The sequence below is a fragment of the Mycobacterium sp. D16R24 genome, from assembly GCF_002013385.1.
Lineage (GTDB): Bacteria > Actinomycetota > Actinomycetes > Mycobacteriales > Mycobacteriaceae > Mycobacterium.
Window position 1 is genome coordinate 270,156 of record NZ_MAEV01000004.1, and the last position, 18,307, is coordinate 288,462.

18 protein-coding genes are annotated in these 18,307 nt (G+C 64.9%); 7 read left to right on the plus strand and 11 right to left on the minus strand.

Annotated elements, in window-relative coordinates; translation table 11 throughout:
- Positions 1-36: 36 nt before the first annotated feature.
- The gene (locus B4383_RS03765; RefSeq protein WP_078288300.1) at positions 37-915 is read right to left on the minus strand and encodes an alpha/beta hydrolase; all 879 of its coding nucleotides are present in this window, start codon (positions 913-915) and stop codon (positions 37-39) included.
- Positions 916-1,027: 112 nt separating this feature from the next.
- Here B4383_RS03765 and B4383_RS03770 point away from each other — a divergent pair, with 112 nt between their 5' ends.
- From B4383_RS03770 to yhjD, 3 genes are all read left to right on the plus strand, one after another.
- Positions 1,028-1,837: an exodeoxyribonuclease III gene (locus B4383_RS03770; protein WP_078288718.1), complete on the plus strand. Its 810-nt coding sequence runs from the start codon at positions 1,028-1,030 to the stop codon at positions 1,835-1,837.
- Between the two features lie 63 nt (positions 1,838-1,900).
- Positions 1,901-2,923 carry a tryptophan--tRNA ligase gene (gene trpS, locus B4383_RS03775; RefSeq protein WP_078288299.1) on the plus strand — a complete coding sequence of 341 codons (1,023 nt, stop codon included), beginning with the start codon at positions 1,901-1,903 and terminating at the stop codon, positions 2,921-2,923.
- 19 nt (positions 2,924-2,942) lie between these two features.
- The gene (yhjD, locus tag B4383_RS03780; RefSeq protein ID WP_078288298.1) at positions 2,943-3,971 is read left to right on the plus strand and encodes an inner membrane protein YhjD; all 1,029 of its coding nucleotides are present in this window, start codon (positions 2,943-2,945) and stop codon (positions 3,969-3,971) included.
- Between the two features lie 29 nt (positions 3,972-4,000).
- On the opposite strand, the gene B4383_RS03785 is transcribed toward yhjD, so the two are convergent.
- Positions 4,001-5,287, minus strand: coding sequence for a D-alanyl-D-alanine carboxypeptidase family protein (locus tag B4383_RS03785; protein ID WP_078288714.1), 1,287 nt, complete (start codon positions 5,285-5,287; stop codon positions 4,001-4,003).
- A gap of 76 nt (positions 5,288-5,363) precedes the next feature.
- Complete coding sequence (locus B4383_RS03790) at positions 5,364-6,374, minus strand: SMP-30/gluconolactonase/LRE family protein (RefSeq protein WP_078288297.1); 1,011 nt, start codon at positions 6,372-6,374, stop codon at positions 5,364-5,366.
- Between the two features lie 33 nt (positions 6,375-6,407).
- On the opposite strand from B4383_RS03790, the gene B4383_RS03795 reads away from it, so the two are divergent.
- On the plus strand, positions 6,408-7,316 hold the full coding sequence (locus B4383_RS03795; protein WP_078288296.1) for a sigma-70 family RNA polymerase sigma factor: 909 nt from the start codon (positions 6,408-6,410) through the stop codon (positions 7,314-7,316).
- On the opposite strand, the gene B4383_RS03800 is transcribed toward B4383_RS03795, so the two are convergent.
- The 5 genes from B4383_RS03800 to sdhC form a co-directional block, all read right to left on the minus strand.
- Positions 7,313-7,924, minus strand: coding sequence for a carboxymuconolactone decarboxylase family protein (locus B4383_RS03800; RefSeq protein WP_078288295.1), 612 nt, complete (start codon positions 7,922-7,924; stop codon positions 7,313-7,315). The two genes, B4383_RS03795 and B4383_RS03800, sit on opposite strands and share 4 nt — an antisense overlap.
- A 61-nt stretch (positions 7,925-7,985) precedes the next feature.
- Positions 7,986-8,768 (minus strand): succinate dehydrogenase iron-sulfur subunit, encoded by a 783-nt coding sequence (locus B4383_RS03805; protein WP_078288294.1) that lies wholly within the window; start codon positions 8,766-8,768, stop codon positions 7,986-7,988.
- A gap of 1 nt (position 8,769) precedes the next feature.
- Positions 8,770-10,524, minus strand: a complete 1,755-nt coding sequence (sdhA, locus tag B4383_RS03810) for a succinate dehydrogenase flavoprotein subunit (protein WP_078288709.1) — start codon at positions 10,522-10,524, stop codon at positions 8,770-8,772.
- A gap of 25 nt (positions 10,525-10,549) precedes the next feature.
- The gene (locus B4383_RS03815; protein ID WP_167668237.1) at positions 10,550-10,969 is read right to left on the minus strand and encodes a succinate dehydrogenase hydrophobic membrane anchor subunit; all 420 of its coding nucleotides are present in this window, start codon (positions 10,967-10,969) and stop codon (positions 10,550-10,552) included.
- Positions 10,970-11,028: 59 nt separating this feature from the next.
- The gene (gene sdhC, locus B4383_RS03820; protein WP_078288711.1) at positions 11,029-11,451 is read right to left on the minus strand and encodes a succinate dehydrogenase, cytochrome b556 subunit; all 423 of its coding nucleotides are present in this window, start codon (positions 11,449-11,451) and stop codon (positions 11,029-11,031) included.
- A 259-nt stretch (positions 11,452-11,710) separates the two neighbouring features.
- Here sdhC and B4383_RS03825 point away from each other — a divergent pair, with 259 nt between their 5' ends.
- Genes B4383_RS03825 through B4383_RS03835 form a run of 3 tightly spaced genes read left to right on the plus strand, consistent with a single transcriptional unit; the run spans position 11,711 to position 14,495 of the window.
- Complete coding sequence (locus B4383_RS03825; RefSeq protein WP_078288293.1) at positions 11,711-12,109, plus strand: cytidine deaminase; 399 nt, start codon at positions 11,711-11,713, stop codon at positions 12,107-12,109.
- Positions 12,109-13,410, plus strand: a complete 1,302-nt coding sequence (locus B4383_RS03830; protein ID WP_078288292.1) for a thymidine phosphorylase — start codon at positions 12,109-12,111, stop codon at positions 13,408-13,410. Before B4383_RS03825 ends, B4383_RS03830 begins: the two co-directional genes overlap by 1 nt.
- Positions 13,407-14,495: an adenosine deaminase gene (locus tag B4383_RS03835; RefSeq protein WP_078288291.1), complete on the plus strand. Its 1,089-nt coding sequence runs from the start codon at positions 13,407-13,409 to the stop codon at positions 14,493-14,495. Before B4383_RS03830 ends, B4383_RS03835 begins: the two co-directional genes overlap by 4 nt.
- Before the next feature lie 7 nt (positions 14,496-14,502).
- Here B4383_RS03835 and B4383_RS03840 read toward each other — a convergent pair whose 3' ends face one another.
- The 3 genes from B4383_RS03840 to B4383_RS03850 all read right to left on the minus strand — a co-directional run bounded on the left by B4383_RS03840 (position 14,503) and on the right by B4383_RS03850 (position 17,988).
- On the minus strand, positions 14,503-15,843 hold the full coding sequence (locus B4383_RS03840; RefSeq protein ID WP_078288290.1) for a primosomal protein: 1,341 nt from the start codon (positions 15,841-15,843) through the stop codon (positions 14,503-14,505).
- 95 nt (positions 15,844-15,938) lie between these two features.
- The gene (locus tag B4383_RS03845; protein ID WP_078288289.1) at positions 15,939-16,937 is read right to left on the minus strand and encodes a GAF domain-containing protein; all 999 of its coding nucleotides are present in this window, start codon (positions 16,935-16,937) and stop codon (positions 15,939-15,941) included.
- A gap of 61 nt (positions 16,938-16,998) precedes the next feature.
- Positions 16,999-17,988, minus strand: coding sequence for a GAF domain-containing protein (locus B4383_RS03850; RefSeq protein ID WP_078288288.1), 990 nt, complete (start codon positions 17,986-17,988; stop codon positions 16,999-17,001).
- Positions 17,989-18,307 lie beyond the last annotated feature (319 nt).

An 18,307-nucleotide genomic window follows, 5' to 3' on the forward strand; every position in this document is an offset into this window, starting at 1 on the left:
CGAAACTCCGCCACAGGTTCACACTCGGCGACATGCCTAGCCGACGTCGGAGGCTGTGGCGCGCTTGGCGGCGACCAGCGGGTCGATCAGATCGGTGATCACCTCGGTGACCTGACCCGGGGCCTCGAGCATGGGCACGTGACCCATGCCCGCCAGGGTGATCCGTCGTGCGTCGGCGGGCAGGCCCTGGCTGATGAGCTTCCCGAACCGGCCCGGAGGCACGATCTCGTCCTTCTCACACAGCACCAGCTGGGCCGGTACCGAGATGGTGTTCAGGTTCTGCAGGCCCGGCGCCGGCAGAATCGACGTCAACGACGCGAAGTACGCGGGGCAGTGCGTGATGTCCTCGAAGATGCTGTGGAAGTCAGGAAGGCTCAGCGCCTCGGCCTCTCCGCACAGCGCGCGGGCGGTGGCGAACTTGACGAACGGCAGGCCCGCCGCGCGGCGGCCCAACAGCCGAGAGAACGCCAGCCAGGGGAGCATGGCCGCGAACTTCACCACGATCTCCGCCTTCAGTGGTGAGTACTTGGTCCAGCCGCCCGCCGGCGCGATGGCCGTGACACTGCGGGCACGGCCACGCAATGCCAGGCCCAGAGCGATCCAGCCACCCAGCGAGTTTCCTACCAGATGCGCTGTCTCCCAGCCCTTCTGGTCCATGATCTGTTCGACCTGATCCAGGTACACATCGACCGAGCGCTGCGACAGCGGAGGCAGCGGGGGCATTGGTCCACCGCCGTTGTGTCCGGGGTAGGTGGGCGCGAACACCTCATACCCAGCATCGGCGAGCTGCTCGGCCACGGTCTCCCAGACCGACTGCGACAGCATGAACGGATGCAGCAGCAGAACCGGCTCGCCCTCACCCATCTCGATGGGTGCCCGCCTGCTCGACGGCTTCGACAAAATGGCTTCCAGCATGCGGTCCTCCTAGTGCGCCAACGTCGGCGTTGACATTAGTGTCTGTTGCGTCAACTTACCGTGCCCCGTGGTGCTCATCACTGTCACACCACTCGACTATCGTCGGCGACCGATGATCACCGTCACCACCATCAACGTCAATGGCATTCGTGCCGCCGTCAAGGAGCGATCCGCCGAGAACCGGGGGCTGCTGCCCTGGCTGGAGCAGACGACCGCCGACATCGTGTGCCTGCAGGAGGTACGTGCGGAGGACGAGCAGCTTCACGAGGCGCTGGCCCCGGCACTCGCCGCGGGGTGGCACGTGGTGAACGCCTCGTCGAGCGTGAAGGGGCGCAACGGCGTCGGCATCCTCAGCCGAGTCCCGGCCGCCTCCACCAAGGCGACGCTGGACGCCGACGGCGGCGAATTCGACGAGGCCGGCCGGTACCTGGAGGCCCAGATCGGCGATCTCACGGTGGCGAGCATCTACCTGCCCACTGGAGAAGCCGGTACGGAGCGCCAGGAGGAGAAGGAGCGCTTCATGGCGGCGGTGGGTACCAGAATGGCCACGCTGGCGGGCAGTGGGCGCGACGTGGTGATCTGCGGCGACTGGAACATCGGGCACACCGAGCGAGACATCAAGGCGTGGAAGGCGAACCAAAAGAAGGCGGGCTTCCTGCCCCAGGAGCGGGCCTGGGTCGGCTCGCTGCTGGAGGCCGGATGGGTCGACAGCTTCCGGCAGCTGCATCCCGATGTCGACGGACCGTACAGCTGGTGGTCGTGGCGGGGTAAGGCCTTCGACAATGACGCGGGCTGGCGCATCGACTATCACCTTGCCACTTCCGATCTGGGGCGACGTGCGCACACGGCACGGGTCGAGCGCGCGGACGCCTACGCACTGCGCTGGTCCGACCACGCGCCGGTGACGGTCGAATACCGATGAGCGTCGCGCGCGAAGAGCGGCTGCCAGAATCGCGTTGACCGGTCATGCCAGGATGGATGCACTATGACTGCTGATGCCGCCCTCCGGGGACGCCTGTTCTCCGGTATCCAACCCACCGCCGATTCCCTGCACCTCGGAAATGTGTTGGGCGCGGTGCAGCAGTGGGTGCGGTTGCAGCATGAGTACGAAGCGCTCTTCTGCGTCGTGGACCTGCACGCCATCACGGTGGCGCAGGATCCCGACGAACTGCGCCGACGTACCCGCGCGGTGGTCGCCCAGTATGTAGCGCTTGGCGTCGATCCCGCGGAAAGCGCCATCTTCGTGCAAAGCCATGTTCCGGCGCACACCGAATTGGCTTGGGTGCTGGGATGTTTGACGGGCTACGGCGAGGCGTCGCGGATGACGCAGTTCAAGGACAAGTCCGCCAAGCAGGGCAACGATGCCACCACCGTCGGCCTGTTCACCTATCCCGTGCTGATGGCGGCCGACATCCTGCTGTACCAGACGAATGTGGTGCCGGTGGGGGACGATCAGCGTCAGCACCTCGAACTGACTCGCGATGTGGCGCAGCGGTTCAACGGTCGCTACGGCGAGACCTTCGTGCTGCCGGAGACATTCGTGCCGAAGAACGCGGCGCGGATCTACGACCTGCAGGACCCGACGGTGAAGATGAGCAAGTCGGCCTCGACCTCTGCCGGGTTGATCAACCTGCTCGACGATCCGGCGGTTTCGGCCAAGAAGATCAAGTCGGCGCAGACTGACAGCGACCGAGAGATTCGTTTCGACAGAGAAGCCAAGCCGGGTGTCTCGAACCTGCTGAGCATCCAGTCCGCACTCACCGGTGCCGATATCGACACGCTCGTCGACGGCTACGCCGGGCGCGGTTACGGCGATCTGAAAAAGGACACCGCCGAGGCGCTCGTCGAGTTCGTCACGCCGGTACGTGATCGGACGAATGAGCTGCTCACCGATACCGTGGCGCTTGACGACATCCTGGCGGCAGGCGCGGCGCGCGCCCGGGAGCTGGCGGAGAAGACGCTCACCGAGGTCTACGACCGGATAGGGTTTGTCCGGCCCGCGAGGTAGCGAAGAACAGAGGCGGTGAGTGGTGGCCGAAGACGACAAGCCCGGGATTCTCGACCGCTATCGTGCACGGTTTCCCTGGTTCGATCACATCATGCGCATGCAGGAGCGCTACCAGAAGGTAAACGGCAACTTCTACGCCGCGGGAATCACATATTTCACGGTTTTTGCGCTGTTCCCTCTCATGATGGTCGGCTTCGCGGTCATGGGCTTTGTGTTGTCCAGGCGCCCGGACACGATTGCGGAGCTACGTGGCCGGATCAGCGGGGCGATCTCCGGCGCGGTGGGCAATCAGCTAATCGATCTGATGGATACAGCCATTGCCTCGCGTACCAGCCTGGGTATCGCAGGTCTTGCGACCGCGGCGTGGGCCGGGCTGGGGTGGATGGCCAATGTGCGTGCGGCGCTCAGCGCCATGTGGGAGCAGCCCAACGACTCCGACGGATTCGTGAGGGGCAAGCTGTCGGACTTGGTGGCCTTGGGCTCAACCTTCGTGGCGCTGGCCCTCACCATTGCGGTCACGGTCGTCGGTAACGAGAAAACCATCCTGCGAATACTCGGCTGGGTGGGGCTGCATGACGTCTCCATACCGGCGGTCCTGCTCAAAGTCGTCACGATCGCGATAGCGACGGTGTTGTCGTGGGCGTTGTTCACCTGGATGATCGCGCGGCTGCCGAGGGAGCGGCTGCCGTTTTCGAGTGCTGTGCGGGCCGGGCTCATCGCGGCGATCGGTTTCGAGCTGTTCAAACAGGTCGCCTCGATCTACCTGAGCGTGATCATGCATGGCCCGGCGGGCTCCACGTTTGGTCCGGTGCTCGGCATCATGGTGTTCGCCTACATCACGGCCCGCCTGCTGTTGTATGCCACCGCGTGGGCGGCCACATCCGATGCGAACCGGTCATTCGTGTATGTGCCGCCGCCCAACCCGGTGGTGATCACCACGCGGGTCGAGACCGTCGAGCGGCCCTCGAAGCTGGGGGTTATCGCCGCCTTTGGGGCAGGAGCTCTTGGCGCGCTGGGTATTTCGTGGCTAGGCCGCGGCGGTGACTAAGGCCGTCAACTAAGGCTGGTAAATAGGGCCTAGGCCTGGCGGCGGTTGAGTGATCTCGCCGCGAGGATGAGTCCGAAGACGATCATCGCGCCGATGATGGTCACGCCCACCCGGACGGGGACGCTGTTCACCGCGTCGGCGCTGAGGCCGGCCGCTTGGGGAGTGGCCGCGTTATCGGCATGCGGCTTGGTCAGCAGCGATGGGTCGGGGTCGACGAGCTTGCCGATCGAGGCGTCGCGTGGGGTCGAGAACCCGTAGTCGAGCAGATGGGCCGCCTGCTCCCACGGTGCAATCGGAAGACGCGTGCCGCGCAGCATGGTGACGACCAAGCGCCGGCCGTCGCGTTCGGCTGCGCCGACGAAGGTCTGTTGCGCATCATCGGTGTATCCGGTCTTCCCGCCGAGCGCACCGGGGTAGTTGTAGAGCAACCGGTTGTCGTTCGTCATCTCGTAGGACGGATGGTCGTCGTGCTCGCCGGGTTTCGCAGGGTGGCCCGGGAACGTCGCCTTCGGTGCCGACACCAGATCGGCGAAGGTGGGGTCCGCGAACGCGTACTTGTAGAACAGCCCCAGGTCGTAGGCCGAGGTGCTCATGCCGGGACCATCGAGACCCGAGGGAGTCGCCACCCGGGTGTCTCGCGCGCCGAGTTTCTGCGCCATGTCGTTGAGCTTGGCGACGGTCTCATTCATGCCGCCGAGCTGGACGGCCAGTGCGTGTGCGGCGTCGTTGCCCGAGTTCATGAGCAGACCGGTGAGCAGTTGCCGGACGGTGTAGGTGCCGCCGACGTCGACGCCGACCCTGGTGCCCTCGCTGTTCGCGTCGTCCTGGGTTCCCACTACCGCCTGGTTGAGGTTCAGGTTGTTGATGGCATCCATCGCGATCAGCACCTTGATGACACTGGCGGGTCGGTGCCGGGCGTGGGGGTCCTTGGCGGCCACCACATTTCCTGTGTTCAGGTCGGCGATAAGCCAGGACTCCGCGGAAATATCGTTGGGGATGGGCCCGGCACCGTCCGGGGTAATCACATCGCAGCTCCCGAGCATCTCGCCGCCGATGGGCTTGGCGGGCACCGGGAGCGGTGCGGGTGGATCTCCGCCTGCCTTGGGTACCTCGGAGGTGTCGACCGCCGGAGGCGTGACGACCTTATAGGGGCACCCGCTGGTATCCGGCGGCGTGAATCCGGGTTCGGCGGCGGCAAGCGGTGTGCTTAAAGGGAAGGTGGCGACGATCAGCCCGGCGGCGGTGGCCGCGGCGAGGCGCGTCGCGGCGGTCCGCAGCGACAGGCGGCGATCGGGCGCAGAAATCCAGGTGGTCATCGCCTTGCCACAGTAAGTGAACACCACCCTGAACTGGGGGATGTTACGCCTGTGTCGGATGTGACTTATCGGCCTACTACGTAGACGGTGCGATATCGGCCAGGCTGAGGTGACCGACGGCCGACGACCCAATGCAACCCAACCAGAGACGGCCGCCGGATTCGACGACACCGGTGGTGGTCTGCAGGCCCGGGTTACGGCCGCGGATGTTCGCTACCGCTGCTCCGGTGTCCGGATGGAACGCGACAACCCAGGCATCGGCGGTGACAGCGGGCTGAATCGATTCGGGTAGTTGCCAGATGAGCTTCCGCAGTATCGGTGCGCGCGGCACCAGTGCCTCCAGCGCGGCATTTCGCGGCCCCGCCATCGCCACCCAGATCCGGCCGTCGGAGCCGGTGCTCATGTTGTCGGGCATGCACGGCAGTTCCTCGGCGAGCCGTGATGTCTCGCCCTGCCCGATACCCGACAGTTTGATCGTGCTCAGGCGGCGCCCAATGGTCTCGGCGTACACCAACCGGGATTCGTCGGCGGTCAGGGTGACCCCATTGGTGAAGTACAGGCCGTCGGCGATCGTGGTGACGGTTCCGTCGGTGTCGCGGCGAAACACCCGGCCGGTGCCTCGCCCTTCGATGGCCGCCGCCCGGTACTCCTCGAACGGGAAACGCGCCGTCGACTCGCTGAAATAGATTGTCCCATCGGATGCTTCGGTGACATTCGAGCAGAAGATCAGTGGCGGTCCATCAACCTTGGTGACAAGTGGCTCGATATCCGCAGAGGCCGGATCGAGCGCCAGCAGCTTGTCGCGGCTGCAGATCAGCACGCGTCCATCGCGCGCGATATGCAGGCCCAAGGGTGGGTGCTCAGTGGTTGCGACATGCGTGATCTCGGCACCGTCGGGCGAGATGCGGAGAATCTTTCCATCCACCACACCGGCCCAGATGTTGCCCGCTGCATCGGCCACGACATCCTCGGGACCGTGACCGGGGACCGGCACCACCGTCAGTGAGGGCAGGGGCTGCGGGTTCAGGGATAGCGCCCGTACTCCGGGCGGCTGCCAGCGGACGGGATCGATCGACGGCTTGGCCATGGGCTCACCCTATTGCAGGCATACCCTGAAGTGATGGCAGTTCCGGTTCGTGATCGCACCGACGAATTCGAGGCGCTGCGCCCGAGACTGCAGGCGGTGTCCTATCGGCTCACCGGCAGCGTTGCCGACGCCGAGGACATCGTCCAGGACGCCTGGCTGCGCCTGCACTCCGCGACCGCCGAGATCGAGGACTTGCCGGCGTGGCTGACCACCGTGGTCTCCCGGCTGGGATTGGACCTGCTGCGATCCGCCACCTATCGCAGGGAAACCTATGTGGGGGAGTGGCTTCCGGAGCCGGTGGTCACCGGTCTGGACGGCAATGATCCGCTGGCCGCGCTGGTGGCCAGTGAGGATGCGCGTTTTGCGGCCATGGTGGTGCTAGACCGCCTGGCGCCGGATCAGCGTGTCGCGTTTGTCTTGCACGACGGATTCGCGGTGCCGTTCAAGCAGATTGCCGAGATTCTCGGCATCAGCGACGCGGCGGCGCGGCAACTCGCCTCGCGTGCGCGCCGGGCGGTGACGGCGGCCCCGGAACCGGTGCCCGATGCCGAGCACAACGAGGTGGTCGGCAAGCTGCTCGAGGCCCTCATGTCGGGCAGTCTGGAAGTCGTTGTCCGACTGCTACATCCGGACGTGACGATGACGGGGGATTCCAACGGCAAGGCGCCCACCGCCGTCCGGGTCATCCATGGCCCCGACAAGGTGGCCCGTTTCCTGCTGGGCTTGCTGGACCGTTACGGCCCACAGATGATGCAGGCCATCAATCCGGCGTTGGTGAATGGGCAGTTCGGCATGTATCTGACCGAGACAGACACCGACCCGGACTTCAGGCCAGTGCTGCCCCGTGTCAGCGGCTACACGGTGCAGGACGGCAAGGTGCTGGCAGTCTGGGACGTCAGCAATCCCGACAAATTCACCGGCACACCGCTGCGTAGCGGCTAGGCGTCCAGGGAGTCCTGGGAAGTCGCCCACGGAACCCGGCAGGCATCGCCGGAATTGAAGCCCTGCTCGGTGATTCCGAGCGCCGCGTAGGTGCGGGCACGCATGTTCTCGACGCCGATCTGATAGGTCAGCTCGATCACTCCGGCGTCGCCGAACCGCCGCCGCAGGTCCTCGACCTGTTCGTCGGTGATGTCGTGTGGATTGCCGGTCATCGCGTCGGCGTATGCGATGGCGGCACGCTCGTCGTCGGTGAATAGAGGGGACGTCGCATATCCCTCTACGGCCTTGAGGCGCTCGACGTCCAAGCCGTCGAGCCGCTGCAGCATGGAGCCGAAGTCGACGCACCAGGAGCAGCCCACCGTACGGGCGGTCCAGAACACCGCGAGTTCACGGACGCTCACCGGTAACACACGCGAGGCGCTGCTCAGCATCTGCTCGTGCATCGCGGCCGCGACCATCAGCTTGCGGTGGTGCGCGATGACCGTAAACGGCTCGGGCACTTGGCCGTATCGCCGTTTGGCGACCCGGTACATGATGCGGGTGAGCAGTGAGGCGTGGTGCGGGGCAACGGGCTCGATGCGTGTTGTTGTGCGTGGTGTTTCAGTCATACCCGTAGGACGAGACAGCCCGCAGATGTGTGACAGGGGCCGTGTAGATAGATCGAACCGGCTAGCGCGCGAACATCAGTGCGCGCTTGACTTCCTGGATCGCCTTGGTGACCTCGATACCGCGCGGGCAGGCGTCCGTGCAGTTGAACGTGGTGCGGCAGCGCCACACTCCGTCGACGTCATTGAGGATGTCCAGGCGTTCTGCGGCAGCCTCGTCGCGGCTGTCGAAGATGAACCGGTGCGCGTTGACGATCGCCGCGGGGCCGAAGTAGCTTCCGTCGCTCCAGAACACCGGGCAGCTGGTGGTGCAGCAGGCGCACAGGATGCACTTGGTGGTGTCATCGAAGCGCGCGCGGTCGGTCTGGCTCTGGATGTATTCGCGTGTCGGCTGGTTGCCGCTGGTGATCATGTACGGCTTCACGGCGCGGAACGCATCGAAGAAGGGCTCCATGTTGACCACGAGGTCCTTTTCCACGGGGAGACCGCGGATCGGCTCGATGGTGATGGTGAGCATCTTCTTGGGTTTCTTGGGCAGCAGATCGCGCATCAGGACCTTGCAGGCTAGCCGGTTCACGCCGTTGATCCGCATGGCATCCGAGCCGCACACGCCGTGTGCGCAGGAGCGGCGGAAGGTCAGCGTGCCGTCCAGGTAGCCCTTTACGTACAGCAGCAGATTCAGCAGCCGGTCCGTCGGCAGGCACGGCACGCGGAAGCTCTGCCACCCGGCGGCGTCCGGATCCTCGGGGTTGAAGCGCTGAATCTTGAGTTCCACCATGACCGCGCCCTCGGGGATCGGCGGCAGCGGCGGGTCGCCTGCTTCGGCTTTCTCGATAACCGCAGTCATCTCAGTACTTCCGTTCCATCGGCTCGTACCGGGTCTGGACGACGGGCTTGTAGTCCAGCCGGATGTCGGACAGCAGCTCGGCACCCTGCTTGTACGCCATGGTGTGTCGCATGTAGTTGGTGTCGTCGCGGTTCGGGTAGTCCTCGCGGGCGTGGCCGCCGCGGGATTCCTTGCGGTTGAGCGCGCCGACCACGGTCACCTCGGCGAGTTCGAGCAGGAAGCCCAGCTCGATGGCCTCGAGCAGATCGCTGTTGTAGCGCTTGCCCTTGTCGTGCACCGTGATTCGGCTATACCGCTCCTTGAGGCGGTGAATGTCCTGCAACGCCTGCTTGAGCGTTTCTTCGGTGCGGAACACCGCGGCGTTGTTGTCCATCGACTGCTGCAGCTCGGTACGGATGTCGGCAACCCGCTCGTCGCCGTGCTCGGACAGCACGTCCGCTACCCAGTCGGTGACCATCGTGGCCGGGTTCTCCGGCAGTTCGACGAAGTCGTGGGCTTCGGCGTACTCGGCCGCGGCGATACCCGCCCGGCGACCGAACACGTTGATGTCCAACAGCGAGTTGGTGCCCAACCGGTTGGCGCCATGCACCGATACGCAGGCGCACTCGCCGGCCGCATACAGACCGGGGACAACGTTGTCGTTGTCGCGCAGCACCTGTCCCTTGATGTTGGTCGGGATGCCGCCCATGACGTAGTGACAGGTCGGGTAGACCGGAACCAGTTCGGTGACCGGGTCGACGCCCAGGTACGTGCGGGCGAATTCGGTGATGTCCGGCAGCTTCGCTTCCAGGACGTCGGCGCCGAGGTGACGCACGTCGATGTAGACGTAGTCCTTGTTCGGTCCGGCGCCACGGCCCTCGAGCACCTCGAGAACCATTGACCGCGCGACGATGTCGCGGGGTGCCAGGTCGACGATGGTGGGGGCGTAGCGCTCCATGAAGCGTTCACCGTCGGCGTTGAGCAGACGACCGCCCTCACCGCGCACTGCCTCGGAGATCAGGATGCCCAGACCGGCAAGGCCTGTCGGGTGGAACTGGTGGAACTCCATGTCCTCCAGCGGCAGTCCCTTGCGGAACACGATGCCCAGGCCGTCGCCGGTCAGGGTGTGCGCGTTGGAAGTGGTCTTGTACATGCGGCCCGAACCACCGGTGGCGAAAACGATTGCCTTGGCGTGGAACACATGGATGTCGCCGGTTGCGAGCTCGTAGGCGACGATGCCGGTGGCTACCGGGCCGTTGGGCGTCTCGGTGAGCACGACATCCAGCGCGTAGAACTCGTTGAAGAACTCGACATCATGCTTGACGCAGTTTTGGTACAGCGTCTGCAGGATCATGTGGCCGGTGCGGTCCGCGGCGTAGCAGGCCCGGCGCACCGGCGCCTTACCGTGGTCGCGAGTGTGACCACCGAAGCGGCGCTGGTCGATTCGGCCCTGGGGCGTCCGGTTGAACGGCATGCCCATCTTCTCGAGGTCGAGGACGGCGTCGATGGCCTCCTTGCACATGATCTCCACGGCGTCCTGGTCGGCGAGATAGTCGCCGCCCTTGACGGTGTCGAAGGTGTGCCACTCCCAGTTGTCTTCCTCGACATTGGCGAGCGCGGCGCACATGCCGCCCTGGGCGGCGCCGGTGTGACTACGTGTCGGGTACAGCTTGGTCAATACCGCCGTACGAACGCGAGGTCCGGCCTCCACGGCGGCGCGCATACCCGCGCCGCCCGCGCCGACGATGACGACGTCGTACCGATGTTCCTGAATGATGGGGGAACCCATAGTGAAAAAGCCCCTAACCGATGTTCGGGTTGAAGGTCAGCAGGACGTACGTGCCGAGCACAACCGTGAAGATGATCGACAGCGCCAGCAGGCAATTGAGCCAGAACCGGGTCGAATCCTTGCGGGTGTAATCGGCGATGATCGTGCGCATGCCATTACCGCCGTGCAGCTGCGCGAGCCACAGCATCGTCAGGTCCCAGGTCTGCCAGAACGGGCTTGCCCAGCGCTGCGCCACGAAGTTGAAGTCCAGGCGGTACACGCCGTTGTCCCACATCAGCATGATGAACAGGTGGCCGAGTGCCAGGAAGATCAGGACGACGCCCGACAGACGCATGAAGATCCACGCGTACTTCTCGAAGTTGGGCATGCCCGACCCGCGCCGGGGCGCGCGTGGATTGTCCAGCGCGGCGGGGCGGTCGTAGTTGCGCTCCATCACGGGAGCGAGGCGACCGCTGGCGCGAGTGCTCACATTGGGGCCGGTCTGAGGTGTTGTCACAGGAATCGCTCCGCCATGTGCATGAGAATCCGGGTTACCGCGGGAACCATCACCACAAACCAGGTGGCGCCGATGATCCACAGCATGACCCGCTGATAACGCGGGCCCTTTGACCAGAAATCGACGAGGATGACTCGGACACCATTGAGCGCGTGGTACAGGACCGCCGCTACCAGCCCGAGTTCCATCAGCCCGACGATCGGGGTCTTGTAGGTCTCGATCACCGAGTTGTACACCTCGGGGCTCACCCGTACGAGGGCAGTATCCAAGACGTGAACAAAGAGGAAGAAGAAAATCGTGGCACCGGTAATGCGATGCAGGACCCAGGACCACATTCCTGGATCACCACGGTATAGCGATCGCTTGAGGCGATTACCTTCGCGGCCAGATGTGGCCGTATCGGGCGTCGCAGTCGTCACGTGGGCCTCCAACACCAATGGTGGACTGGGGCCAAATGGCGCGGTCAATGGGGGCGTCCATGACGCGCAACCGATGGCCCAACGGTGGTCGGCGAACCGTCTCCCGAACTCTAAACCCATTCCGAGGTGGCGCCGAAATCGCGTGAGCACAGAAAAGTGCCGAAAAGCACCGTACTCCAAAGTAAGTTAGGTAAACCTTGCACGAGCAAATGATGAGCCGACGCGACTTTCATAGGGCCGACAGGGAGGTTTTCCGATCATGTTGATCAATTGGAAAGAGTTGCGGGACAAGGCATATGCAGTAACGAAACATTCGTATGCGCCGTATTCGAAATACCCGGTGGGTGCCGCCGCGCTCGTCGACGATGGTCGGGTGGTCGTCGGCTGCAATGTGGAGAATGTCTCATATGGCCTGGGTCTCTGTGCGGAGTGTTCTGTCGTGTGCGCCCTGTTCTCCACCGGGGGAGGACGGCTACGGGCACTGTCTTGTGTCGATTCGCGCGGTGAGCCGCTGATGCCCTGCGGCCGGTGCCGACAGCTACTTCTCGAACACGGCGGCCCCGACCTGTTGATTGATCACGCAGATGCGCCGCGACGACTCGCGGAGCTACTCCCGGAGGCCTTCGGCCCCGATGACCTGGACCGGGGCCGGATCTGATGAGCACTTCGGGGCCAAGCGAGTACGCGTTCGATATGCCGTCGATCATCGCTGCCAAGCGCGACGGCGGGGAACTGAGTTCCGGGGCCATCGACTGGCTGATCGGTGAGTACACCCGCGGCGGCATCGGCGAGGAGCAGGTCGCGGCGCTGCTCATGGCGATTTATCTGCGCGGTATGGACACCGCCGAGACGACGGCGTGGACCGCGGCGATATTGGCCTCAGGGGAGCGGCTGGATCTGTCGGGTTTGTCCCGGCCGACCGTCGACAAGCACTCCACCGGAGGAGTGGGCGACAAGATCAGCCTGCCGCTGGTCGCGGTCGTGGCCGCCTGTGGGGCAGCGGTGCCCCAGCTGTCCGGGCGCGGTCTCGGACACACCGGCGGCACCCTGGACAAGCTCGAGTCCATCGCGGGGATCCGTGTTGACCTCACCAACGAGGAGATACGTCACCAGCTTTCCGATGTCGGGGCGGTGATCTGCGCCGCAGGGGCATCATTGGCGCCCGCCGACCGAAAGCTGTACGCGCTGCGCGATATCACCGGCACCGTGGAATCGATACCGCTGATCGCCGGGTCGATCATGAGCAAGAAGCTGGCCGAGGGAACCGCGGCGCTAGTCCTGGATGTCAAGGTGGGTACGGGTGCGTTCATGAAGTCCGAGCGGCAGGCTCGTGAATTGGCTTCGGCGATGGTTGATCTGGGCACCGCACACGGGGTCGCGACCAGCGCTCTGCTGACCGCGATGGATACACCGCTCGGGCTCACCGCCGGAAACGCTGTCGAGGTGCAGGAATCACTCGACGTGCTGGCCGGGGGAGGGCCCGATGACGTTGTCGCACTCACCCTGGCTCTGGCCCGCGAGATGCTTGCCGCGGCCGGTATCGACGGCAAGGACCCGGCCGCGACGTTGACTGACGGCACAGCGATGGACGTGTTCCGGGCGATGATCCGCGCACAAGGCGGTGATCTCTCGGTGCCGCTGCCGGTCGGGCAGTGTCAGGAGACTGTGCTCGCTCCGTCCAGCGGGGTCATGCACCATGTCGACGCGATGCCGGTCGGGCTCGCCGCATGGCGACTCGGAGCCGGACGCAGCCGTCCGGGGGAGACTGTGCAGTACGGCGCCGGGGTGCGTATTCACCGCCGCCCGGGCGACACGGTTGTCGCAGGCGAACCGCTGTTCACGCTGTACACCGACACCCCCGAACGTTTGCCGGCCGCACTCCTCGCCCTGGACGGTGGATGGGGTATCGGTGCGGCGCCCGCCACTACCGCACTCATCATCGATAGACTTTCGGTGTGACGGCCGAACTTGATTTGGTGTCAATCACCCAGGCTCCCAAAGCGCTTCTGCATGATCATCTGGACGGCGGGCTGCGGCCCGGTACCGTCCTGGATCTGGCCCGGGAATCCGGGTACGAGAACCTGCCGGCCGAGGACGAGAGTGCCCTGGCCTCGTGGTTCCGCACCGCCGCCGACAGTGGCTCCCTGGAGCAGTACCTGGAGACCTTCGCGCACACCGTGGGTGTGATGCAGACGGCGGCGTCGCTGCACCGCGTCGCTGCTGAGTGCGTCGAGGACCTCGCGGCCGATGGCGTGGTGTATGCGGAGGTGCGTTTCGCGCCGGAGCTTCACATCGATGCGGGGCTGACTCTCGATGACGTGATGGACGCCGTGTTGGCCGGATTCGCCGACGGGGAGCGGCAGGCGAGCGCGGCTGGGAAGCGCATCAAGGTACGCACGCTGGTCACCGCGATGCGGCATGCCGCACGGTCTCGGGAAATCGCCGAGCTGGCCGTGAAATTCCGTGACCGGGGTGCCGTCGGCTTCGATATCGCCGGGGCCGAGGCGGGTTATCCGCCGAGTCGCCACCTGGACGCCTTCGAATACATGCGGAATGCGAACTCCCGGTTCACCATCCATGCCGGTGAGGGATTCGGATTGCCCTCGATCCACGAGGCGATCGCCTTCTGTGGTGCCGATCGGCTGGGTCATGGGGTGCGGATCGTCGACGATATCGATATCGACCCCGACGGCACGGCCCACCTCGGCCGACTGTCCTCGCTGCTGCGCGACAAGCGGGTGCCTTTAGAGCTGTGTCCGAGCTCGAATGTGCAGACGGGGGCGGTCGACAGCATCGCCGACCACCCCTTCGACCTGCTGGCGCGGCTGAGGTTCCGGGTGACCGTGAACACCGACAACCGGCTGATGAGCGATACCTCGATGAGCCGCGAGATGCTGCGACTCGTCGAGACGTTCGGATACGGCTGGAGTGACCTTCAGCGATTCACCATCAACGCGATGAAATCAGCCTTCATCCCGTTCGACGAACGGTTGGCGATCATCGATGACGTGATCAAACCGGGATACGCCGTCCTGATCGGCTAGGCACGCATCATTCGCGGCGCAGCCGCGCTTCCATCGCGCGCTCCAGCGTCCGCCAGCTCTCGGCCGCGTCCGCGAATGGGCCCTTGGGCTCGTCGTGCTTGTCCGGTTCGAGCAGATGCCCGACCAGCTTGCCCAGTGGGGTATCGCTGTCCAGCTCCGCGTCGACGCTGTCGTCCTCGGAGTACTCGGCGACATCGGTGAGCAGCTCCACCGCCAGCTCAAGCTGATCCCGGTCTACCTCGTCGATGCCGTCTTCGAGGTCATCGGCGAGCCCGGTGAACACGTAGATGTTGTCGTCGGTGATGTCGATCCGCAGTGAGCCATCGGTGGCAGCGGTGCGGATGTCGTCGTAGGTGCTCAGGTCGGCCAGATCGTGATCGTGCTCGTCGGCGAGGTACCGGGCCAATGCCCGCTCGGAACCGAACACGCTGATTCTTCCGTTGCGTCCCAAGAAGATCGGTTCGTCGTTGAGGTAGCAGCGCAGCGTGTAGAAGGTTCCCGAGTTGGTGATCATCTGGATCGGGTCGATACCGACTGCCAGCCAGAAATCCTCGTCACCGCCGAGAATCGGGTCGTCGTCCGCGTCTTCCTCGTCGACATCTTCGTCTTCGTCGGCCGATTCGTCCTCGGCGTCATCCACGGCGTCTTCGTCGTCTTCGGAGCTGTCGGTCTCCGAGTCGGATTCCTCGTCGAGCAGATCCAGTTCGTCGTCATCCTCGAGGTCGTCCTCGTTGTCGACGGCATTCTCCGCGGCCGCAAGCAGCTCGGCATCCGCGGCGGCGGAGAGCTCCTCATCCACGTCCGGCGTCGCGGCAATCTCGTCGATGGCGTCGACCACCGAGTCCCAGGACTTGCCGACGATGGCACCGATCTGGTTCCACCGCTTCAATCCGTCCTTGCCCGTAAAGCTTTCGGCTCCACCCGACAGTGTGGCCAGCACCGGGTTGCCGTTGATGAGCTTGTTGATGGGTGCCAGTTCGCAGACCGCGCCGATGGAGGCCACGATCGCGAGGGTGGCGCGCAGCGTGTCGACGGCGTCCTCGCTCGGCTTGTCGGCAACCAGCTCCGGTACGCCGATCAGGTCGAAGCGATTGTCGTCGTCGGGCTCAAGCTCGTCGGCCGACAGCGCCCCGAGGGTCGACCACGCCGGGTGATCGACCAGATCGTTGTCGTTGTCGGTTCGCACGAAGGCCACCAGATCGGCCACCGACTCGAACACGTACAGATCGTCGTCCTTGCCGAGAAACGCCTCCCACTCGTCCCCGGCGTCGCGCCACCGCGGGGCCCACAGGGTGACCACGTCACCCTCTGTGAGCCCGAGTTCGATGGGAACGATGTCAGCAGCCATGCGGCAAGCCTAGCCAGAACGGCTGGGTTGAGCGAAAGACCCACCGCGAGAACCGGCGGACGCGCGGCGGCGACGGCCGCCCGCGTCCGGGCGATTTACGATTCAGCATTGGCCGATGGCGCGGCCGTTAGGGTGACCAGGGCCGCAAAAGCGTTGTCACGTAATGCGAACTTCGTGGCAGAGGCGTTCAGTCGCAGCCATCCGCCGGAGACTGCTCGCATGCGGAGCACTCCGGCCGTCGATCCCGACCGAAGCTCCTCCCGCATGTTTCGCGCCACGGCCGTGTCCTCGGGATGGATGCTCTCGGGTCGATCGGGGTCATAGCGCCATGCCAGGTCGGGGAACGGCTCGTCGATCCACTTGAGGACGGCGAAGGTGTCGACATTGATCAGCAGCCGATGCGCCCCGGGGGTCGCGACCGCGTCCAGGATCTGCTGTGCCAGCCCCACCCGAGGTTCGGCAGGGCTGTTCTCCACCCGTGTGCAGACGATCCTGTTGATGCGCTCCACGGCGCCTGCCGCATTGATTTCCTTGGATGCCCGTCCGGCATAGTGGACTTGGAGGACGTTTCCTTGGTAGTCGGCGGCTAGACATGTTCCGCAAAAGGTCGCCTCGGGTTCGGGGTTCACGGCATTCGCCATCAATTCGGCGTTGTGAGGACTCGGTAACACAGGTGCCAGGCCTTCGGCGATGGCCTGTTTCTCGGATCTGTTGCGCGGGTCGAAACCCATCACGTCGAAGTACTCCGCGGTGAGCGTCGTGACCGAAGTGTCCAGATCGCCCAGGCAAGCCCCGGCGATGGGCCGACGCGGCGGCTCGAGGTCTGCCGGCCCGAACCACACCTGGACGCCGTGGATATCTCCCTGCCCCATGGATATCGGATGCACGCGCACGACGCGGTCCCCAGCCGGGGTAACAACCACAGCCGGTTCGCCCGTGCGCCGGGATTCGGTGATCGTCGCCTCGATTAACGGGCGGTGCCGGTTGCGGCCCAGCACCAACTCGAGCGGCGTCATATTTCGGGCCTGCAATCCGATGGCTATGACCGTGGGTTCCTCACTCAGGGTCTCTAGCAGCATCCAATCGCGCGACATGCCGGGATGTTAGCAATTTCGGGCGAACTGGCGGACGCCGGAGCTGTCTCCAGATGGGCGACTAGAGAGGCTTCGCGGGCCTGCGCCGGTGCGTGATGAGCGCGACGGTGGCGTCTTCGCTCAACCTGACCACATTGGTCGAGCAGTGCAGCGATTCCCAGCTGTCATCGTGGCAGCGGAACCGGATTACCGCCTCGGTCGCACCGAATACGGCATTGTCGATCATGAAGTTCAGATTCGCTTCGTCGTCCGGGTGAATCTTGGGGCGGCCCAGCGGGTCGAACTCCCAATGCCATTCCGGCGCAGGCGGATCAATCCACTTGATCAGTTTCCGTGAAGCGATCATCACCAGCGCGCGATACGCGCCGGGTTCGGCGGCGGCCTCGAGGACGCGTTGTTCGAGCAGCGGAACCGGTGGCACTGATCGGCCGACTCGCAGGTTGATCGCGCGCCCCAGCCGCTCCGGGACACCTTCGTTGTTGGGTTCCACGACCAGTCGGCTTGCGAAGTGGCACAGGGTGGGATTGCCGTCGCTGTCCACCCCGGGCCAGGTGGCGCAGTAGGTCATGTCTTCCGTCGCGGTCACCATGAGCCCCAGGACGTCCGTCTCGCCGGGATTCGGTGTCAGGTAGCGGTAGAGCTCGGGCATGCTGATCTCGGCATGCGGCTCGGTGGCAGCCATTCCCATGGCCAGGGCCGCACCGTCGCTCATGTGCAGGGCGCCGGTGTCGGCGTTGAGGACTACTGCCCCGCCTTCGGCTGGGGGAGCGGCGGGTGGGGGTGTCGATCCCGTCCACAGCCACACTCCGTGGACCCGACCGTCGAGCATGGCGATCGGTCGGATATCGATGACCGAATCGGAGTCGGGTGGGCCGATGCTGGCGGACCTATTGGCCTTTGTCGCCGCGGTGATGATGCGGCGAATCAGGCCAAGATTTCGATTACGCCGAAGAAAAGCGCTGAGAGGAACCATGTTCCGCGGCTGATTGCCGGAGGCGATGACAGTTGGCTCGTCGCCGAGTGTTTCCAAGAGAAGCCACTCGCGCGCCACATGCGGATGTTATCAGCGGAGCAACCCGCAGCACTCGGTCAGTGCCCCTTCCGGAGCATTGTGGCGAGAATTCCGAAAAGGTTGCGCGGGGCAGGTCAGACGCGATATTTTCTGCTGGCTCCCGCGATCGGCGGGCTAAGTACGGACCCTGTTCCTTCGGGCCGTGCCCGCAGCGTAGATGTGCCATGTTCGCGGCCGCTTAGCCGCAAACAAGCTCATCGTCTTGGTCGCCGCGAGCACCTACCGATGCAGATGCGAGGGGTCGGTAGGTGTGACGGCGACCCTGGATATCCACGTGCCACGTCACGGTGCTGAACCG

Excerpts from the sequence above, each read along its gene's own strand:
- B4383_RS03765 (WP_078288300.1), bottom strand. The coding sequence starts at position 915 with ATGCTGGAAGCCATTTTGTCGAAGCCGTCGAGCAGGCGGGCACCCATC.
- B4383_RS03770 (WP_078288718.1), top strand. The coding sequence starts at position 1,028 with ATGATCACCGTCACCACCATCAACGTCAATGGCATTCGTGCCGCCGTC.
- trpS (WP_078288299.1), top strand. The coding sequence starts at position 1,901 with ATGACTGCTGATGCCGCCCTCCGGGGACGCCTGTTCTCCGGTATCCAA.
- B4383_RS03785 (WP_078288714.1), bottom strand. The coding sequence starts at position 5,287 with ATGACCACCTGGATTTCTGCGCCCGATCGCCGCCTGTCGCTGCGGACC.
- B4383_RS03790 (WP_078288297.1), bottom strand. The coding sequence starts at position 6,374 with ATGGCCAAGCCGTCGATCGATCCCGTCCGCTGGCAGCCGCCCGGAGTA.
- B4383_RS03795 (WP_078288296.1), top strand. The coding sequence starts at position 6,408 with ATGGCAGTTCCGGTTCGTGATCGCACCGACGAATTCGAGGCGCTGCGC.
- B4383_RS03800 (WP_078288295.1), bottom strand. The coding sequence starts at position 7,924 with ATGACTGAAACACCACGCACAACAACACGCATCGAGCCCGTTGCCCCG.
- B4383_RS03805 (WP_078288294.1), bottom strand. The coding sequence starts at position 8,768 with ATGACTGCGGTTATCGAGAAAGCCGAAGCAGGCGACCCGCCGCTGCCG.
- B4383_RS03815 (WP_167668237.1), bottom strand. The coding sequence starts at position 10,969 with ATGGAGCGCAACTACGACCGCCCCGCCGCGCTGGACAATCCACGCGCG.
- B4383_RS03825 (WP_078288293.1), top strand. The coding sequence starts at position 11,711 with ATGTTGATCAATTGGAAAGAGTTGCGGGACAAGGCATATGCAGTAACG.
- B4383_RS03830 (WP_078288292.1), top strand. The coding sequence starts at position 12,109 with ATGAGCACTTCGGGGCCAAGCGAGTACGCGTTCGATATGCCGTCGATC.
- B4383_RS03840 (WP_078288290.1), bottom strand. The coding sequence starts at position 15,843 with ATGGCTGCTGACATCGTTCCCATCGAACTCGGGCTCACAGAGGGTGAC.
- B4383_RS03845 (WP_078288289.1), bottom strand. The coding sequence starts at position 16,937 with ATGTCGCGCGATTGGATGCTGCTAGAGACCCTGAGTGAGGAACCCACG.